The sequence below is a fragment of the Streptomyces odontomachicola genome (genome assembly GCF_039605595.1).
Taxonomy (GTDB): Bacteria; Actinomycetota; Actinomycetes; order Streptomycetales; family Streptomycetaceae; genus Streptomyces.
This window is the reverse complement of record NZ_JBCFOK010000003.1, coordinates 30,749-48,060: the sequence shown is the minus strand read 5'-3', so window position 1 is coordinate 48,060 and position 17,312 is coordinate 30,749. Positions and strand designations below refer to the sequence as shown.

The following is a 17,312-nucleotide window of genomic DNA, read 5'->3' as shown; positions in this document are numbered from 1 at the left end:
CCCGGGGCTCTCGCCCGGCTCGGCCGACAGCGTGGCGGGGCGATCTCCGGGAAACCCAAAGGGAAGCCAAAGGCCGTGCGGCGCGCGGCGGTTGGTGCGGGTAGCTTCCAGGGGTGCTCGAGGAGCTGCTGCCCGCGCCGGTCGCCGTACGGGAGACCTTCGACCCGCCCGTACGGAGCGAGGGCGCGCTGTATCCGGAGGAGGAGGCGCTGCTGGTCCGCGCCGTGGACAAGCGCCGCAGGGAGTTCCTGGGCTCCCGTACGTGCGCGCGGCGGGCGCTCGCCGCGCTCGGGCTCCCGCCGGCGCCGGTATTGCCGGGCGCGACGGGCGCGCCCTCGTGGCCCGCCGGGGTCGTCGGCAGCATGACCCACCGCGCGGGTTATTGCGCGGCGGCCGTCGCGCACGCCGCCCACGTGCTGTCACTCGGGATCGACGCGGAGGAGAACGCGCCGCTGCCCCGGCAGGTGCTGGAGACGGTGGCGGTGGAGGAGGAGCGCGGGTGGGCGGTGCACGGTGGCCGCGGCTCGGCGGTGCACGGTGACCGAGGTGACCACGGCGACTGGGATGGCCGGGGTGACTGGGGCGGCGCGAGCGACGTCTGCCTGGACCGGCTGCTGTTCAGCGCGAAGGAGTCCGTGTTCAAGGCGTGGTCGCCGCTGACCGGGGCGCCGCTGGGGTTCCGTGAGGTGGCGGTCGAGCTGTCGCCGCCGCGGGAGCCGGGCGGCGCCGGAGCGTTCCGCGCGCGGCTGCGCATCGCTCCCCCGCTGGTCGGGGGCCGCGAACTGCGGGAATTCTCCGGGCGCTGGCTGGCGCGGGACGGGCTGCTGCTGACGGCGGTGGCCGCGCCCCGGGCCGCGTGAGGGGGTTCGGGATTTCCCTTTGGGTTTCTTTGGCGGTGGTGCCCCTACGGTGAGCGGTCCCATTCCGATGCGGTCACATCCGGGCCGTGCAGGAAGGAGAGTGCCGTGTCCGCTGCTGACGCCAATGTGATTCTCCGCGGTGGCGCCGCGGAGGCGCTTCCGCCGTCCGAGCGCATACGACGCGTGGACGACGTACGCGACACCTTCAAGCTGTTCCTGGGCAACAGGTACGAGCATTTCCGTCCGACCAGTGAAACCCAGCACCACAATGGGCGCAGCCTCCGGGTGTTCGCCTGGCTCGACAGCACCTACGTCGCCGAATAACGGACCGCGCACGGGTCCTGCGCGTCATTCGCGTACGGGCTCTTCGCCTACGGGCTCGGCGTCGAGCATCGCGCATATCCGCGCCCAGTCGCGATTTCCGGCGGAGGCGGGGTCCTTGGGGTCCAGGTCGAGCATTCCGATCACTATGTGCGCGGCCTTCTCCAGCACCCCGTCTCCGAGCCACGGCGTCAGCATCCCGGCCGCCGCGCGGGCGAGCGGCGCGACCCGTACGTCCTCTCCCGCGTGCCGGCGCAGATACGCGGCCATCAGCTCCAGGTTGAGGTTCCCGCCGTCGGCGCCCATGCCGGACAGCGAGGCGTCGACGTACGTGAATCCGCCCCGCAACGCGGCGATGGCATTCGCGAACGCCATGCTGAGGCCGTCGTGCGCGTGCAGCCCGAGGGGGATTCCGCTCGCCTCGCGCAGCCGCCCCGCGAGCCGCGTGACGTCCTCGGGGAACATCCCGCCGTAGGAGTCCGCCACATAGAAGACCTCGGCGCCACATGCCGTGGCCTGCTCCGACGCGCGGAGCACCGCCTCCTCGGGCAGTCCGCCGAGCCGCATGAGCTTGACGGCGAGCCCCATGCCCGCGGCCCGCACGGCCTCCGCGTACGGCCGCAGCGCCGTCACATCGCCGGCCCGTACGGGCATGTTCACCATCGCGACGCCGTGCCGGGCCAGGGCGGCGAGGTCGCCGGGCTCCGCGTCCTTGCGCGAGGTCATCACCATCAGCCGCGCGCCGGCGGCCCGTTGGGCGAGCGCTTCGAGATAGCGGGGCGGGCAGGAGGCCGCCGGGCGGGTTTCCCCATCGGTCTTCTGCCGGGCGGGCCGGAAATACCCGACCTCGGTATTGCGGATGCCCGCCGCCGTGCAGGCGTCGACGACTTCCGCCGCCTGTGCGGGAGTCCAGCAATGCCCGTTGATTTTCCCGCCGTCGCGGAGTGTCACATCGACAAGGCGCGGACTCGCCCCGTTCCTGCTTACTCCGCCGTCCACTCCCCTCCCCACTCCCGTGTTCCCTCCCCTGTTCATGATTGCCCCCGCCGTGAACTCCCTCTCGGCACAGGGAGAATCGGCCACTCCGTTTCCCCGGGCAGCGCGTGGGCGCCGCGACGCGCCGTACCGCGCGATGCCGGACTCCGCCAAATCATCACCAGTGCCCGGAAATTTACCCCATGCTCACCTTCCGCCGGTATATTGGCCAGGACCGTCCCGGCCGTCTGGGGGGTTACCGTCATGCAGCAGGAATCCATACTGTTTCGGCTCCTCGGTCCGGTGGCGATGTTCTCCGGCCAGGAAGAAATCGCCGTCGGACATCCCAAGCAACGCAGCGTGCTGGCCGCCCTGCTGGTCAACGTCAACCAGTCGGTTTCCACGGCGGCCCTCATCGACCAGGTGTGGGGCGAGAATCCGCCGGCGACGGTCCGCAGCGCCCTCTACACCTACATCGCGCAGCTCCGGAAGGTGCTGCTGCGCGCCGGCATCCGCCTCTCGCGCAGGTCCCAGGGCTATGTGCTGGAGACCGACCCCGCGACCATCGACCTGCACCGCTTCCGGCGCCTCGCCGACAGCGCGGGGGACCGCCGCGACGCCCACGCGGCGCACGCGCTCAGCGCCGCGATCGAGCTGTGGCGCGGGGAGCCGTTCGAGGGGCTGAGCACGCCGTGGCTCGACGCGGCGCGCGCCACGGCCCTCGCGGAGTACAGGGCCGTCCTCGTACGCCGGAACGACATCCTGCTCGCCCGCGGCCAGCACTCCGACCTGCTGCCCGAACTCCTCAGCGCCACGGCCGAATCGCCGCTGGACGAGTCGCTGACCGCGCAGCTCATCGTCGCGCTCCTGCAGTCCGGGCAGCGGGCCAGCGCCCTGGAGCGCTATCACCGCCTCCGGCACGCCCTCGCGGAGGAGATGGGCATCGACCCGAGCGCCCCGCTCCAGGATCTGTACCGGCAGATGCTCGGCAGCCTCCCGCACACCGCGCTCCGCCCGCCGCACTCCCCCGCGCCCCCTTCCCCCGCACCGCAGGACCGCCAGGTCGCACCCCGGACGCCGGGCACACAGCCCGCCGGCCCCCATGCACCGGGCGCCGCTCCAGGCCCCCACGCCGTGGGCACCCGCGACAGCCTGTGCTGCAGCGGCGACGCACGCCCCTGACGATCTCCCCGAGAGCACCCCCGAGAACGCCCCTGAGCGCACCCCTGAGTACGCCCCTGACCGCGCGGGCACCGCGCCCCTCACGGCCGCCCCAGCGCGCGGTAACTCCAGCCCGCCGACCTCCATTTGGCCGGGTCCAGCGCGTTGCGGCCGTCGATGATGCGCTGGGCCGCGACCACCCGGGACAGCGCCGCGGGGTCGATGTCCTGGAACTCCCGCCACTCGGTCAGGTGCAGCACCAGGTCGGCGCCGGTGGCCGCCCCGGTCGCCGAGGAGGCGTAGCGCAGTCCCGGCGACTCGCGCCGCGCGTTGTGGTTCGCCTTCGGGTCGTACACGGTCACGCGCGCGCCGCGCCGCTGGACCGCTGAGGCCACGTACAGCGCGGGCGAGTCCCGTACGTCGTCCGAGTCGGGCTTGAAGGCGGCGCCGAACACCGCCACCCGGCGCCCGCGCAGCCCGCCGCACTGCTGCGCCGCCAGGTCGACCAGGCGGTGCCTGCGGCGCATGTTGATCGCGTCGACCTCGCGCAGGAAGGCCAGGGTGCGTCCCGTGCCCAGTTCCTCGGCGCGTGCGCGGAAGGCCCGGATGTCCTTGGGCAGGCAGCCGCCGCCGAAGCCGAGCCCGGGCCGCAGGTAGCGGTCGCCGATCCGGCTGTCGTAGCCCAGCGCGCGTGCCAGGTGGACCACGTCGGCGCCGGCGGTCTCGCAGATCTCGGCCATGGCGTTGATGAAGGAGACCTTGGTGGCGAGGAAGGCGTTCGCGGCCGTCTTGACGAGTTCGGCGGTGGCGAAATTGGTGCTGACCACCGGGGTGCCGGTGTCGATGAGCGGCGCGTAGACCTTGTGCAGGGTGGCCATGGCGGTGGCCGACTCCGCGCCGAACACCAGCCGGTCGGGCTTGAGCGTGTCGTCCACGGCCTTGCCCTCGCGCAGGAATTCCGGATTCCACGCGAGCTCCACGTCGGTACCGGCGGGAGCCGAACCGCTCAACCGCGCCGCGATACCGGCCGCCGTCCCCACCGGCACGGTGGACTTGCCCACCACCAGACACGGGTGCCGCAGCAGAGGCGCCAGCTCACCCACGGCCGCATGCACTTGGCGCAGGTCGGCCGCGCCTGAGCTCGCCTGCTGCGGGGTGCCCACGCACAGGAAGTGCACGTCGCCGAAGGCGCCCGCCTCCCGGTAGGAGGTGGTGAACCGCAGCCTGCCCTCGGCCACATGGCGCGCGGTCAGCTCGGCGAGCCCCGGCTCGTACAGGTCCACCTCGCCCCTGCCCAGTGCGGCGATCCGGGCCGCGTCCACGTCCACGCCCAGCACCTCGTAGCCGAGCTCCGCCATGCAGGCGGCGTGTGTCGCGCCCAGATAACCGGTCCCGAGCACCGTGATCCGCATTCCGCTCCTCCTTCTCGTGCAGTCGTGCTGTGCAGCCGTGCCCCGTGCAGCAGTGCCCTGTGCAGCCGCCTCGTGCGGCCGTCACTTCGCCCGCGTACGTACGGATTCGCCGCGGCCGCTCGCGAGGGACCCGCCCGCGCGGGAACCGCGCACGAGACCCCGCTCGGCGCGCTCGCGCAGTGCCGTCACCGCGGCGGCCGGGTCGGCTGCCGTGAACACCGACAGGCCGGGCGTGAACACGTCGGCCCCCGCCTCGGCGCACCGCTCGACGGTCTCCTCGCTCACCCCGCCGTCGATCTGCACGCGCAGCCGGGGGTGGTGGTCGTCGGCCCACTGCCGTGCCCTGCGCACCTGCGGCAGCACCAGGTCGATGAGGGGTTCGCTGCCGTACGCGGTGGGCTCGACCGCGAGCAGCAGCAGGGTGTCGGCCTCGCCGAGCAGGTGCGCGTAGGCATCCACCGGCGTCGAGGGGTTCAGTGCGAGCCCGGCCTCCGCGCCTGCCGCGCGCAGCGACCGCAGGGTGGTGACCGGTGTGCGGGACGCCTCGGCGTGGAAGCTCACGGCGCGCGCCCCGGCCTCGGCGTAGGCGGGCGCCCACCGGTCGGGGTCGGCGATCTGGAGGTGGCAGTCGAGGGGCAGCGCGCCGTGCCGGACCAGGGCTGCGGCCACCGCCAGGCCGCCGGTGATCCTCGGGACGAAGTGGTTGTCCATCACGTCGAGGTGGATGCGGTCGGAGGTGCCGACCGCGTCCACGGCCTCGGCGAGCCTGGCCTGGTCGGCCGACTGGATGCTGGTGGAGATCAGCACCTCGCGCGCGGAGCTCGTCTCCGGCCCGATCACGCCCGCCCCCACTCCGTGCATCCCCGCCTCCGCTCCGTTCACCGCCGCCTCAGCTCTCGCCCAGCCGGGCCCACACCCGGTCGAAGACGGCGTCCACCGAAGAGCCCGCCGCGTGCCGGGCGTTGGCGGCTCCGGCCCGCTCCCGCTTCCCCGCGTCGGCCAGTCCGCCGACCGCGGCCGCGCCTCGCCGTACCAGTTCCGCGCGGTCGGCGGGGTCGGCAGGGCGGAGGTTCCGCGCGTCGAATCCGTACGCGCGCAGGTTCTCCGGCGACAGGCTCTCGGCGACTCCCCCGGCCTCCGCCAGCGGGACGACGACCGGCTTGCCGTGGAAGGCGGCCGAGGTCACCGAGGAGGGGCGGGCGTCCACGAAGGTGTCGGAGGGGAGCGAGGTCTGCAGGTACGCGTCGCTGACCCGGAACAGCGCGTGGATCACCCGCGGCGGCGCCTCGATCACGCAGGCGCGGCCGTCCTCCACGAGCCGGGTGAGCGTGCCGCCGCCCGTCCCGTGCTCCTCCGCTCCGGTGCCGGCGAGCACGAGCTGCCAGCCGTCGAGTGCGGCTTGGGCGAAGAGGTCGGCGGCCAGGTCCAGGTTCTTGTCGGGGTGGATGCGGCCGGCGGAGAGCAGCCAGGCGCGTGCGGTGTCCGGGCGGCCGTGGCGCGGTACGACGCCGGGGTCGGCGAGGAACGCGCCCTTGTCCCAGGGGAGTCCGTCCCCGCCCGGCGCGTGCGCGGGCCCCATCGCGGCCGGCGACTCCACCACCGCGTCCCAGCGCCCGCCGAACTTCTCCACCACGGAGCCGAGCCACTGCGAGGCCGCGCCGACGAAGTCCGCCGCCTCCAGCGACTCGCGGTAGAGCGCGCACGCCTGCCGTGCCTGTTCGGCGCCGCCGTACGCGCGTACCGCGCCCTCCCAGTCCGGGTCGAGCCACTGGTAGCCGTCGCCGCCGCGCAGGAAGAGGGCCAGCTTGAAGCCGTACTTCTCCCTGAGCGAGACCAGCAGCGGGGCCAGCGGGAAGGCGTACGGGACGAAGACCCAGTCGAGCGCGCCGTTCTCCTCGACGGCCCGGCGCAGCGAGGCCTCCAGGGAGAGGTAGCCGATGTGCAGCGGGGCCTTGGCCGCCTCGACGTCGGTGAAGGGGACCTCCAGCACACCCTCGGGCAGCTCGTCGTACGGGTCGGTCATCAGGCACCCGGCGGGGCGCAGCGGGTAGGCGTAGGAGACCCGCATGCCGCGGGCGCGCGCCCAGGACAGGAGGGGGCGGGTGAACTGGGCGGTGTGCCCGGCCAGGGTGATCGGCACGGTGGTGTCACCGGACCTCAGGCTGTAGGCGGACTTTCCGGCGACGAGAAGGTGCACGGCTACCTCCGGTGGGGGCGCGGAGCGATCTGGCGGCGCTCGTAGCGGCTGGCCTCGGGGCTGAAGATCACGTACTCCTCCAGCAGCCGCGGGTCGATGTGCCCGAGGTCGGGCACGTACCACTCGACCTTCGCCTCCCGCTGGGACTCCTTGCGGGGTACGAGGTGGGCGAGGTCGTCGGGCTTGGCGTGCAGCAGCAGGTCGCCGGGCGGCAGTTGGATGCGCGTGAGGCCGATGGTGCGCTCGATGTCCTTGCGGAAGGTGTAGGCGCCGGGGATGAACTTGGTCTCCCACATGGTGAAGTCCAGCCAGAACGGCCCCTCGTCCAAGTCCAGTTCCAGCGCCATGTGCACGATCGGCGGGCCCGTCCCGGGAACGTGCCGCTCGTGCGCCACGAGCCGGTGCCCGACCCCGTTCAGGGAGAGCACGGCCGAGGCCACGACGGTCCGTTCGGGGCAGGGGCCCAGGCAGAAGGTGGTGCCCTCGGCGAGGATCTCCAGCACCGAGCGGCGCACGTACCGCTCCTTCAGCCACTGCTCGTCCGGCTCGACCTTCCGTACGTGGGCATGCACCCAGTCGATGAGGCCGAGGACCATGTCGGTGGACCGGCCCCACAGCGCGGGCATCCGCACGGGCGGCGCGTGACCGGGCGGCGCGAACACGCGGGCGCCCCACACGCGCGGGGAGCCGTTGGCCGTCGTCATCGCGCCCCCGCCTCGTCCAGGGCCCGGGCGAGCGTTTCGACCACCCGTTCCACGGCGGCCTCCGGCATGCCCGTGTAGAGCGGCAGCGTGACCACCTCGGAGGCGACCGCGTCGGTGACGGGCAGTGCGCCCGGCAGTACGGGGTAGCGCTCCCGGTAATAGGCGTGCCGGTGCACGGGCGGGTCGAAGTGGACCGAGGACTCCACCCCTCGCGCGCGCACCGCGGCGACCACCTCGTCCCGCACCGAGCCGTCCCGCAGCCTGACCACGTACATGTGGTAGACGTGCGCGAATCCGGGCAGTTCGCGGTGCGGGCGCACCCGCTCGGGCAGGCGCTCGGCGAGCAGCGCGTCGTAGTGCGCGGCCACCGCGCGGCGGCGCGCGTTCATGTCCTCAAGCCGTTCCAACTGGCGGCGGCCCACCGCTGCCAGGGGTTCGGGCATGCGGAAGTTGTAGCCGGGGACGACGGCCTCCTTCTTCCACGGGTACGCGGCTCCCGGCACCGGGCGCATGCCGTGCGCGCGCAGCGTCCTGAGCCGGGCGGCGAAGGCGGAGTCGCCGGTGGTGACCATGCCGCCCTCGCCGCCGGTCGTCATGTTCTTGGTGCCGTAGAAGCTGAAGCAGCCGACGCCGAAGCTGCCGACCGGGGCGCCGTTCTGGCGCGCCCCCGCGGCCTCGGCCGCGTCCTCGATCAGCAGCAGGCCGTTGCCCCGGCAGAGTTCGGCCAGCTCGGCGATCCGGCAGGGGTGGCCCGCGTAGTGCACCGGCAGGACCGCCTCCGTACGGGGGCCGACCGCGGCGGCGACGGCGTCGGGCCCGAGGCCGAGCGTGTCCTCGTCGACCTCCACCCACACCGGGGTCGCGCCGGCCGCCACCACGGCGTTGGCCGTGGCCGCCCAGGTGAAGGAGGGCACCAGGACCTCGCCGCGGATGTCCGCGCAGCGAAGGGAGGCGAAGAGCGCGGCGGCGGCGGAGTTCACGGCCACGGCGTGCTGCACCCCGTGCCACTCCGCGAACTCCCGCTCGAAGCCCTCGACATGGGGGCCGGCGCTCAGCTTCGCGGAGTACAGCGCGCCGGCCGCCGCGCCCGCTTCTGCGCCGGTCATGTCGGGGAGGGCCATGCGCACGGTCTCCTCCGGGCCCTCGCCCTCGCGGGGGGTGTGGCCTGCGGCGAGGGCGGTGTAGAGGGCGTGGTGGCGGTCGGGGCAGGTGCTGGTGGGGGCAGGAGCGTCGGTATCTGGGCCGGTATCCGCGCCGGTGTCCGGGCCGGTTTCCGCGTCGGGCATGACGTACACCGGGGTGCCGGGCGCCTCGGCGGCGAGCCGGTCGCGGGCCGCCGCGTCCGGCACGAGGAGCGCGAGGCCGAAGTCGGGCGCGGGCCCGGGGCGTTCACCCGCGTTCGCTTGGCCCGCTCCCGCCTCGTACGCCGTCGTGAGGAAGTCCGTGCCCGTGAGCGAGCGGGCGACCGCCGCCAGCTGCGGGCCGTAGAGGGGGTCGTGGGCGTGTACGAGGTCGTGCTCCGCGCCCTTGCCCAGCCGCTCCAGCAGCAGGCGCAGGGCCTCGGCCAGCCCCGGCCCCTCGCCCTCCCACGGGAAGGTGGTCACGGTGACGCCGGGAACGTTCCCCACACCCAGGTCGGCGAGGGGCTGTCCCGCGGGGTGGCCGAGCAGGAGCTCGCTGCGTACTCCCTCTGCGGCCAGGGCGGTGGCGAGCGCGGACACGCGCTCGGCCGTGGCGCGTTCGGCGCGCGGCAGGAGATGCAGGACGCGGATGTCGGACGGGGTTTCCGTCTCCGGGGTTTCCTTCTCCGGGCTCACGCGGCCTCCCCCGTACGCGAATTCTCCAGCTCGCGGTAGAAGGCCGCGTACGACTCGACCCCCGACTCCAGGTCCCATGCGGGCGCGTAGCCCAGCACCATCTGGGCGTGGCCGATGTCGAGGGTGCCGCGCCGGGGGCGGGTCGGGTCGGCCGGTGCCTCGTACGCGGTGTGGCCGGGGAAGTGCCTGCGCAGGATCTCCGTGAGCTCGCGCAGCGAACGGCCCTTGCCCGCCGTGAGGTTGAAGGTGCGGCCCGGCGCCTTGGGGTGGAAGGCGGCCAGTTCGAGACCGGCGGCGAGGTCGTCCACGTACGTGAAGTCCAGCGAGCCGTCGGCGCCGCGCAGGGTGCTCGGCGTGCCCTCGCGCGCCTCCTCCAGGAGCTTCTGCACGATCCTGCGGTTGGAGTCGTACGGCCCGTACACCGCGGAGGGGCGGATGACCACCGAGGGCATGCCGCCCAGCGCGCTCGCGTTGCGCACCATCTGCTCGCCCTGGAACTTCGTCACCCCGTACGGGCCGCGCGGCCGCAGCGGGTGGCGCTCGTCGATGACCGGCGTCTCGAAGTCGCCGTAGACGAAGCTGGAGGACACGAACACCAGCCGGGTGCCGCGGCCGGCGAGCGCGTCGAGGACGTTGCGGAGTCCGCCCACGTTGACGTCGGTGGTGAGCCGGTCGTCGCGCGCCGCGTCGTCGGCCACCGAGATGGCGGCCAGGTGCACGACGACGGTCGGGTCCACCTCCTGGACCAGCGCGGACACGGCCTCCGCCGCTCGAACGTCCACCGGTACGACGCGGGCGAACTCCGCCACCCGCTCCCGGCGCAGCCGCATGATCCGCTCGCTGAGCGGCCCGCCGCCGGAGGGCACCGGCGGCTCGGGTAAGTCGGCCGCCGTGACGGTGACATGCCCCGCCCGACCGGCCAGCCTGCGCGCCAGCGCGTGCCCGATGAGCCCGGTGCCACCGGTGATCAGTACGCGTTCGTTCACTGTTCAGCTCCTTGAAGCGTGGTGCGGGGGGTGGGTGGTGGCGTGGCGCCGTCGGAAGGTGAGGTGAGCCGCAGCCCCTCGATGGAGACCAGCGGGCTGCCCTGGCGGTCGGTCAGTACGACGTCGTATCCGCCTTGCCGGCGCGCCGAGGCGAAGGCGCGGCGCTCGGCGCCGTCCCCCGCGCGCTGCTCGCATCCGGGGTGCAGTACGACGCGCTCGAAGGCGCTGGGCAGCCCCTGTTCGGCGTCCGGGACGCGGACGGCGGCACCGGAGATGGTCCGGATGGCGATGTCCAGCGCGGCGGGGTCGGTGAGCGCGCGGCCGTGCCGGGACGGTGGCGGCGGGCAAGTGAAGCGGATGCCCGCGTCGAAGGCGGGGTGGTGGGTGACGCTGACTTCGGTGGTGAAGCGGCCGCCGTAGGTGATGCCTAGGTTGGCGGCCAGGGCGATGGGGTCGGGGTTGTCGGGTGGGTTGGGGAAGTCGGGCCCGCCGCCCGTACACGTGTCTGCTCCCTCCGCTGCGACGGGGCCGGGTGTGGGGCTGTCCTCGGCGAGCGGGGCGGCGGTCGCGGTGGCCAGCAGCACGGTGCCGGGGCCCGGGAAGTCGCCGGGCAGCAACGGGCTGGTCTCCAACCGGAGTTCCGCGCTCCCGTCGGGGCGGTGGTCCACGAGGACGGTGACCGGGCGACGCCCGCTGGTGGAGGTCACCAGCCCCTGCCGCAGCCGCACATCGCGCAGCTCCAGCCCCGCCGAGGCGCCCTGCCCCTCCGGGCGGGTCGCGGCGTACGCCTCGGCGAACTGCTCCACGATCTGCACGCCGGCCACGCGGATGTTGCCGCGCACCCGGTGGTCGCCCAGTTCCGCGTCGCGCGGGTCGGCGGTGTCGTACTGCCGCATCACCCGCGCGCTCGTACCGGCGTCGTCCCAGCTCACCGTGTCCACGAGCCACCAACGTGCGCCTTCGGCTGGACCGTTGGGGCTCGGGTCATGGGAACCCGGGCGGTTGGCGGCCGTGCCGCCGGAACCCACGCCGTCGGAACCCGAACGGTGCCGTGCCGCCCGCGCCGCCGCCAGCGGAGGCACCGGTACCGGCAAAACCGTGATGTGGGGCGGGAGGACGGCGGCTCCGGCCGCCAGGGCGAGGGCCAATTCGGCGCCGCGCTCGGGCGGCATGTAGTGCAGGCCCATGCCCTCCAGGCGCCGCTTAGTCTCGCGGTCGGCGGCCATGCCGACGCGGTCCCAGGCGGGCCAGCCGATGTACTGGGCGACCACGCCGGGGCGTTCGGCCCGCAGCCGTACGACCGCCTTGGCCAGGTACTCGTTCGCCGCCGAGTAGTCCGTCTGCCCCGGCAGGCCCAGCGAGCCCGACAGGGAACCGTGCGCGATCACCGTACGCAGCCCGTCCCCCGCCGCGGCGACCAGGTGGTGCAGGCCCAGTACCTTGACCGCGGCCGTGGCCTCCCACTCCTCGGCGGGCTTCTCCGTGATGCGGCTGGAACGTTCGATGCCGGCGCCGTGCACGAGGGTACGTATGTGCACGCCGTCCAGGCGCAGTTGCTCCCCGAGCGCGCGGACCGCGCGTCCGTCGCACACGTCCACCGCGGCGTGTTCGGCCCGCAGGCCGGCCGCGCGCAGCCGGGTCAGCGTCGCGCGTGCCTCGACGCCGTGCAGGGTGCGCCGCCATTCGCGCTCGAACGCGTGCAGCGAGCGCCCCGGGTTCTCCTTCCGCCAGGCCACGAGCCGCCGGCCCTTCTCGCCGCGCAGCCGGTCGAGTGCGGCGGCGAGGTCGGGTACGGGGTCGTCGGCCGGTGCGGTACGGCTGAGGAGGACGAGCCGGCCGGGGTACGAGGAGGTCGCCCCGGTGCCCCCGTCCCCCTGGAGACGTTCGGCGGCCGTGCAGAGGATGTGCGCGAGGATGCCGGTGGCCCCGCCGGAGACGAGGACCGCGGCGTCCGGCTCCCGCAAGGCGTCGAGCAACCCGTCGGTGCCCCCGGAGAGCGGTACGGGGGTCAGCTCGGGTGCCCAGAAGTCCGTGCTGCTGAGACCCAGTTCGTGGTGGCCGGACGGAGGGCGTCCCAGAGCGGCGAGCCGGTCGGCCGCGGCCGCGGGGCGCAGGTCGCGCCCCGCGTCGGCCAGCACGATGCCGGCCTCGGGGTGTTCGTGGCTGAGCGCCCGCGCGAAGCCGGCCAGCGCTCCCCCGGTCGGCTCCAGCGGCGAACGGGCGTGCCCGAACCTGCCGTCCGTCCCCGTCACCACCACGAGCCCGCCGGCCCCGTACCGCTCCCAGCCCTCGGCAAGCCCACTCACCACGGTCCGCATACAGGCGAGTTCAGCCATGGTGCGCGGAGCGTCAGCCCCCTCCCCCGCGGGCACGGCCTCCGGCGGCGAGGCCCACACGACCCACCGCTCCCCTGCCGCGCCCCGCACCCGCTCCGCGATCCCCGCGGCGCCCACGGCCTCTCCCGTACCGGCCAGTTCCGCGACATCGGCCGAGCCCACCCGGGCCCCCGCCGCCTCCAGGGCCCGCACCATCTCCCCGCCCAACGCTCCACCACGCGCCGTCACGACGAGCACGGACACACCGGTCCAGTCCCCGCCTTCGTACGGACGCACCGGAACGGGTACGGGGGTGAACGCCTCGAATCGGGGGGTGTGTTGGGACTCGGCGGCCGGGTTGTGCTCGGCGAGTGCCAGGTCGCGCACGGCGGCGGCCGGGCCGCCCTCGTTCAACCCCGCCACCCACAACCCCGCCCCCAACCGCCCGACCCCCTCCTCAGGGCTGGTCACCCCCGCGAGCGCCAGGTGCGGGAAGGCGGGGAGGACCGCGGCTACCGAGCGGCTGAGGGAGCGGCCCGCGCCGCACTCCACGAAACGGCGGGCGCCCGCGCGGCGGGCGTGGGTGAGGAGGTGGTCCAGGCGTACGGGCTCCGTGTAGAGCGCGGCGACCGCGGTGCGGACGGTGTCGGGGGTGACGTCCTCCAAGTACGGGCCCTCGTGGAGGGCGGAGTACACCGGGGTGCGCGGCGGGCGCAGGTCCAAGCCGTCGAGCAAGACCCGCAGGCGACCGGCCGCCTCCGCCAGCAGCGGGGTGTGGAAGGGCAGGCCGATGTCGAGCGGGGTGGAGGAGATGCCGAGGTCACGGCACCGTTCCAGGACGCCGCGTACCGGCTCCTCCCAACCCGACACCACGCAGAACTTCGAGCCGTTGACCGTACCGAGGAACGCCTCGGGCACGGGCGCGAGGAGCTCCCGCACCCTCTCGGGCCCGGCGAAGACCGCGGCCATCAGTCCCTTCCGGCCGGCGGCCGCCTCCTCGGCGTAGCGGCCGCGTTCCCAGCACACCCGCAGCCCGTCGGCCAGGCTCAGGCTGCCCGCCGCGACCAGCGCGGCGAACTCCCCCGCGCTGTGCCCGAGCGCGGCCACCGGCTGCTCCCCGGCCCGGTCCGCGAACCACCGCCAGACCAGGTACGAGGCGAGCAGCCCCAGCACCTGCGACGTACCGGAGCGCGAACGCAGCGCGCCCAGCCCCCCGATGTCCCCCTCGCGCAGCGCGCGGCCGATGGTCCGCCCTGGCGCGCCGAGCACGTCCTCCAACTCCCGCAGCGCAGCGGGCCCGTACGGGGCCAGGCCGGCCAGCCACGCGACCGAGTCGAAGTTCTGCGCACCGGCCTGACCGGGGAAGAGCGCGATCACGGGACCGCTACGCGCCGCCGGGCCCGACCAGGCGCCGAGGTCGGTCATCTCGCAGGGCACGTCCGCCGCGCGGGCCCCGATCCGCGCGGCCAGCCCGGCACGCCCGGCCCGCTCGGCCTTCCCGCCCCGTACGAAGAGGGCCGCACGCCATGCGCTCCCCTGCTCCTCCGCGGCATCGGCGCCCTCCTCCGTACGCGAGGGCGCCGACTCAGCGAGGCGCCGCGCCAGTTCCTCGGGGCTCGACGCGGCGAGCCGCAGCGGTACGGAGTCCTGCTCCGGCTCGTCCTGCTCCGCCTCCTCGGGCGGCGGGGCGGGCGCCTCGTCCACGATCGCGTGGAAGTTGGTGCCGCCGAGGCCGAAGGCGTTGACGGACGCGCGCCGCGGCTGCGAACCGTTCTCCGGCCACGGCACGCACCTGTCGAGCACGCGCACCAGCCGGTCGTCCACGCCGGGCAGTTCGCCCCTGCGCGCATAGCCGGCGGTCGGCACGAGCGTGCAGTGGTTCAGGCACAGCACCACCTTGAGCAGCCCGGCGAGCGCCGCGGGGCCCTTGAGGTGGCCGTAGTTGCCCTTGATGCTGCCGACCATGACGGGGCTGCTCGGGGTGCCCATCGCCGTGCCGACGGCCTCCAGTTCGGAGGAGTCGCCGAGTACGTTGGCCGCCCCGTGCCCCTCCACGTACTGCACCGTGCGCGGATCCAGCACCGCGCGCCGGAAGGTGCGGCTGATCACCTCGTGCCGCCCCTCGCGCGAGGGCGCCAGCAGGCTGCGGCCCTTGCCGTCGCTGCCGCCCGCGCACTCGCGCACGACGGCCAGCACGCGGTCGCCGTCGCGCCGGGCGTCGGAGAGTCGCTTGAGCGCGAACCACGCGGCGCCGCTGCCGACCACGAAGCCGTCGGCGCGCTCGTCGTAGGGCCGCCCGCAGCCGCCGGCGCTGAGGGCGCCGATGGCGGACAGCGCGACCTGGTTCACCTCGTCGACGCCGAGGCTGGCGCCGCCGACCAGGGCGAAGTCCAGTGTTCCGGCCCGCAGTTCCTGCATCGCCAGGGACAGCGCGGCCAAGCCCGAGGCGCAGGCGGAGTTCACGGCGACCGCGGCGCCGCCCAGTTCGAGCCCGGAGGCGACGCGGGCCGCGCCCTGCACGCCCTGCCCCGCCATCGCGTCGTCCTCGGTGACCGCGCGCAGCCCCAGGCCAGGGTCGTCGCGCAGCCCTGTTTCGAGCGCGTCCAGGTCGGCGAGGCTCGCGGTCCCCTCCAGGGCCGCGCGCAGCTCGGACCACCAGCGCGCGAAGTGGATGCCGGCGAGGAGGCGGTTGCTGCCGTCGGTGTCCATGGTGTCGGTGATGTAGACGCCCGAACGCCGCAGGGCCGCGGGAGAGGAGGGCAGCACGTCCTGCTCCACGAGCTGCGAGGCCGCGTTGAGCAGCAGGACGTGGTCGGGGAACAGCCGCTCGGCCCGCTTCGGCGGCACCCGCCAGCGCATCGGCTCCCGCAGCGGCCCGGGGTCCACGACGGAGCCGACCGGGCAGACGGTGCGGTCGCGCTGCGACACGTCGGGGTGGTGAAAGAGGGCGAAGTCCGGTATGTGATCGGCCAGTCGATCGCGTACCGCCGTCCCCGTACGCAGGTGCTCCCACACCCCCGCGCTGTCCGGCGCGCCGGGCATCACGGCGGACACGCCGACGACCGCGACCGGCTCGCGGGACGCGGGTGCGCGCCGGACGGTGGCGCCCGGCGCGAGGCCGGACTCCAGCAGCGCGTGGTAGTTGAGCCCTCCGACGCCGAAACTGCTGACGGCCACGCGGCGCAGGCGGTCCGCGCCCGAGGGGTCGTCCGGGAGGGGTTCCCCCTGCACGGCGAGCCGCAGGCGGTGGCTGTCGGCCGCCAGGAAGGGGGCGGGTTCGCGCACCCCGACGGTGGGCGGTACGCGACCGGTGCCGAACACGTACAGCGCGCGCAGCACTCCGGCCAGGCCCGCGCTCTCCACGGTGTGCCCGACCACGGACTTCACCGAGCCGAAGGGCACGGGGCCCTGGTCTGCGGCCTTCCCGTAGGTGGCGAGCATCGCGGCGTGCTCGGTGCGGTCGCCGTCAGGGGTGGCCGCGCCGTGCGCCTCGATGTAGTCGATGCGGCCCTCGGGGCCCTCGGGGCTGAACTCCCCCTCCTCCCACGCCCTGGTGATCGCGAGCCGCTCGGCGGCCTCCGAGGGCGACCACGGGGACTCGCCGCGGCCGTTCACGCTGGAGCCGATGGAGCGGATCACGCCGAGCGTGCGCAGTCCGTGCCGTTCGGCGTCCTCCGCGCGGACGCAGGCGAGCATCACGGCGCCCTCGCCCAGTACGGCGCCGTCCGCGTCCCGCGCGAAGGGGAAGGACGCGCCGGGCGAGAGCGCGCGCGCCGCGGAACCGAGGACGAGCTGCGCCGTGGTCTGCGTACCGATGGAGGCCACGAACGCCATGTCGGCCGAGCCGTCCTCCAGGGACAGGCACGCGTAGCGCAGCGCCGCCATGGACCCGGCGCAGGCGGCGTCCAGGGACATCTGCGGCCCGCGCAGGTCGAAGTAGTTCGCGATGCGGCCGCACACGATGTTCCCGTTGGCCGCGCCGTCCTCGCGCGGATGCGGATGTCGCCGGCGGTACGCGTCGCGGAACTCCGCGATGGTGTCGGCCAGTTGGGGGCTGTGCGCCGCGGCGCGGTGCGCCCAGCGCTCGTTGGTCAGCGAGCGGAGCATCTGGAACTGGGTCTCGGGCGCGCCGCAGGTGTTGGCCACCCACACGCCGGTGCGGTCGCGGGGCAGCCAGACGTCCTCCAGTTGCTCCACGATCCGCTGCCCGGTCTCCAGCGCCATGCGGTGCGTGGGGTCGAGCTGCGCGGCCTGCTTCGGGGGCAGCCGCGGCGGGCGGGAGAACTCCCACGGGTCCACGCGCGCGGCGGTGTCGGTGCGGGACGTGTTGGGGGATCCCTTGGCGGACCCACCGGGGGACCCGTTGCCGGCCTTGTCGCCGAAGCCCGAGCCCGGCACGCCGTCCGGCGCCCCGTACAGGTCGCGGTCGGGCCAGTCCTCGGGGAGGCGGCCGATCGCGGTCTCCTCCCGCTCGAAGAGCCCCCACAGGTCGTCCAGGGTGCGGGCGCCCGGCAGGACGCAGGTCGCCGCCACGATCGCGACGGGCTGGAACGGTCGGGGCATC

Annotated in this window: 11 protein-coding genes; 3 read left to right on the top strand and 8 right to left on the bottom strand. The window is 74.4% G+C overall.

Features of this window, described 5'->3' with window-relative positions; all coding sequences use genetic code 11:
• Positions 1-113: 113 nt before the first annotated feature.
• On the top strand, positions 114-860 hold the full coding sequence (locus ABEE00_RS05525) for a 4'-phosphopantetheinyl transferase family protein (RefSeq protein ID WP_345744107.1): 747 nt from the start codon (positions 114-116) through the stop codon (positions 858-860).
• A gap of 105 nt (positions 861-965) precedes the next feature.
• Complete coding sequence (locus ABEE00_RS05520) at positions 966-1,184, top strand: DUF5988 family protein (RefSeq protein WP_345744106.1); 219 nt, start codon at positions 966-968, stop codon at positions 1,182-1,184.
• 24 nt (positions 1,185-1,208) lie between these two features.
• On the opposite strand, the gene ABEE00_RS05515 is transcribed toward ABEE00_RS05520, so the two are convergent.
• Positions 1,209-2,216 carry a beta/alpha barrel domain-containing protein gene (locus ABEE00_RS05515; RefSeq protein WP_345744105.1) on the bottom strand — a complete coding sequence of 336 codons (1,008 nt, stop codon included), beginning with the start codon at positions 2,214-2,216 and terminating at the stop codon, positions 1,209-1,211.
• 249 nt (positions 2,217-2,465) lie between these two features.
• On the opposite strand from ABEE00_RS05515, the gene ABEE00_RS05510 reads away from it, so the two are divergent.
• The gene (locus tag ABEE00_RS05510) at positions 2,466-3,338 is read left to right on the top strand and encodes an AfsR/SARP family transcriptional regulator (RefSeq protein WP_345744518.1); all 873 of its coding nucleotides are present in this window, start codon (positions 2,466-2,468) and stop codon (positions 3,336-3,338) included.
• An 80-nt stretch (positions 3,339-3,418) separates the two neighbouring features.
• On the opposite strand, the gene ABEE00_RS05505 is transcribed toward ABEE00_RS05510, so the two are convergent.
• The 7 genes from ABEE00_RS05505 to ABEE00_RS05475 all read right to left on the bottom strand — a co-directional run bounded on the left by ABEE00_RS05505 (position 3,419) and on the right by ABEE00_RS05475 (position 17,311).
• Positions 3,419-4,729 carry a UDP-glucose dehydrogenase family protein gene (locus ABEE00_RS05505; RefSeq protein ID WP_345744104.1) on the bottom strand — a complete coding sequence of 437 codons (1,311 nt, stop codon included), beginning with the start codon at positions 4,727-4,729 and terminating at the stop codon, positions 3,419-3,421.
• An 81-nt stretch (positions 4,730-4,810) separates the two neighbouring features.
• Positions 4,811-5,590 (bottom strand): ribulose-phosphate 3-epimerase, encoded by a 780-nt coding sequence (locus ABEE00_RS05500; RefSeq protein ID WP_345744103.1) that lies wholly within the window; start codon positions 5,588-5,590, stop codon positions 4,811-4,813.
• 28 nt (positions 5,591-5,618) lie between these two features.
• Positions 5,619-6,926, bottom strand: coding sequence for a glycosyltransferase (locus ABEE00_RS05495; protein WP_345744102.1), 1,308 nt, complete (start codon positions 6,924-6,926; stop codon positions 5,619-5,621).
• Between the two features lie 2 nt (positions 6,927-6,928).
• Positions 6,929-7,630, bottom strand: coding sequence for a hypothetical protein (locus tag ABEE00_RS05490; RefSeq protein ID WP_345744101.1), 702 nt, complete (start codon positions 7,628-7,630; stop codon positions 6,929-6,931).
• Positions 7,627-9,447: a DegT/DnrJ/EryC1/StrS family aminotransferase gene (locus tag ABEE00_RS05485; protein WP_345744100.1), complete on the bottom strand. Its 1,821-nt coding sequence runs from the start codon at positions 9,445-9,447 to the stop codon at positions 7,627-7,629. Before ABEE00_RS05485 ends, ABEE00_RS05490 begins: the two co-directional genes overlap by 4 nt.
• Entirely contained in the window at positions 9,444-10,433 is a 990-nt protein-coding gene (locus ABEE00_RS05480) for an NAD-dependent epimerase/dehydratase family protein (RefSeq protein WP_345744099.1), read from the bottom strand. The genes ABEE00_RS05485 and ABEE00_RS05480 overlap by 4 nt, the downstream gene beginning before the upstream one ends.
• Entirely contained in the window at positions 10,430-17,311 is a 6,882-nt protein-coding gene (locus tag ABEE00_RS05475) for an SDR family NAD(P)-dependent oxidoreductase (protein ID WP_345744098.1), read from the bottom strand. The genes ABEE00_RS05480 and ABEE00_RS05475 overlap by 4 nt, the downstream gene beginning before the upstream one ends.
• Position 17,312 lies beyond the last annotated feature (1 nt).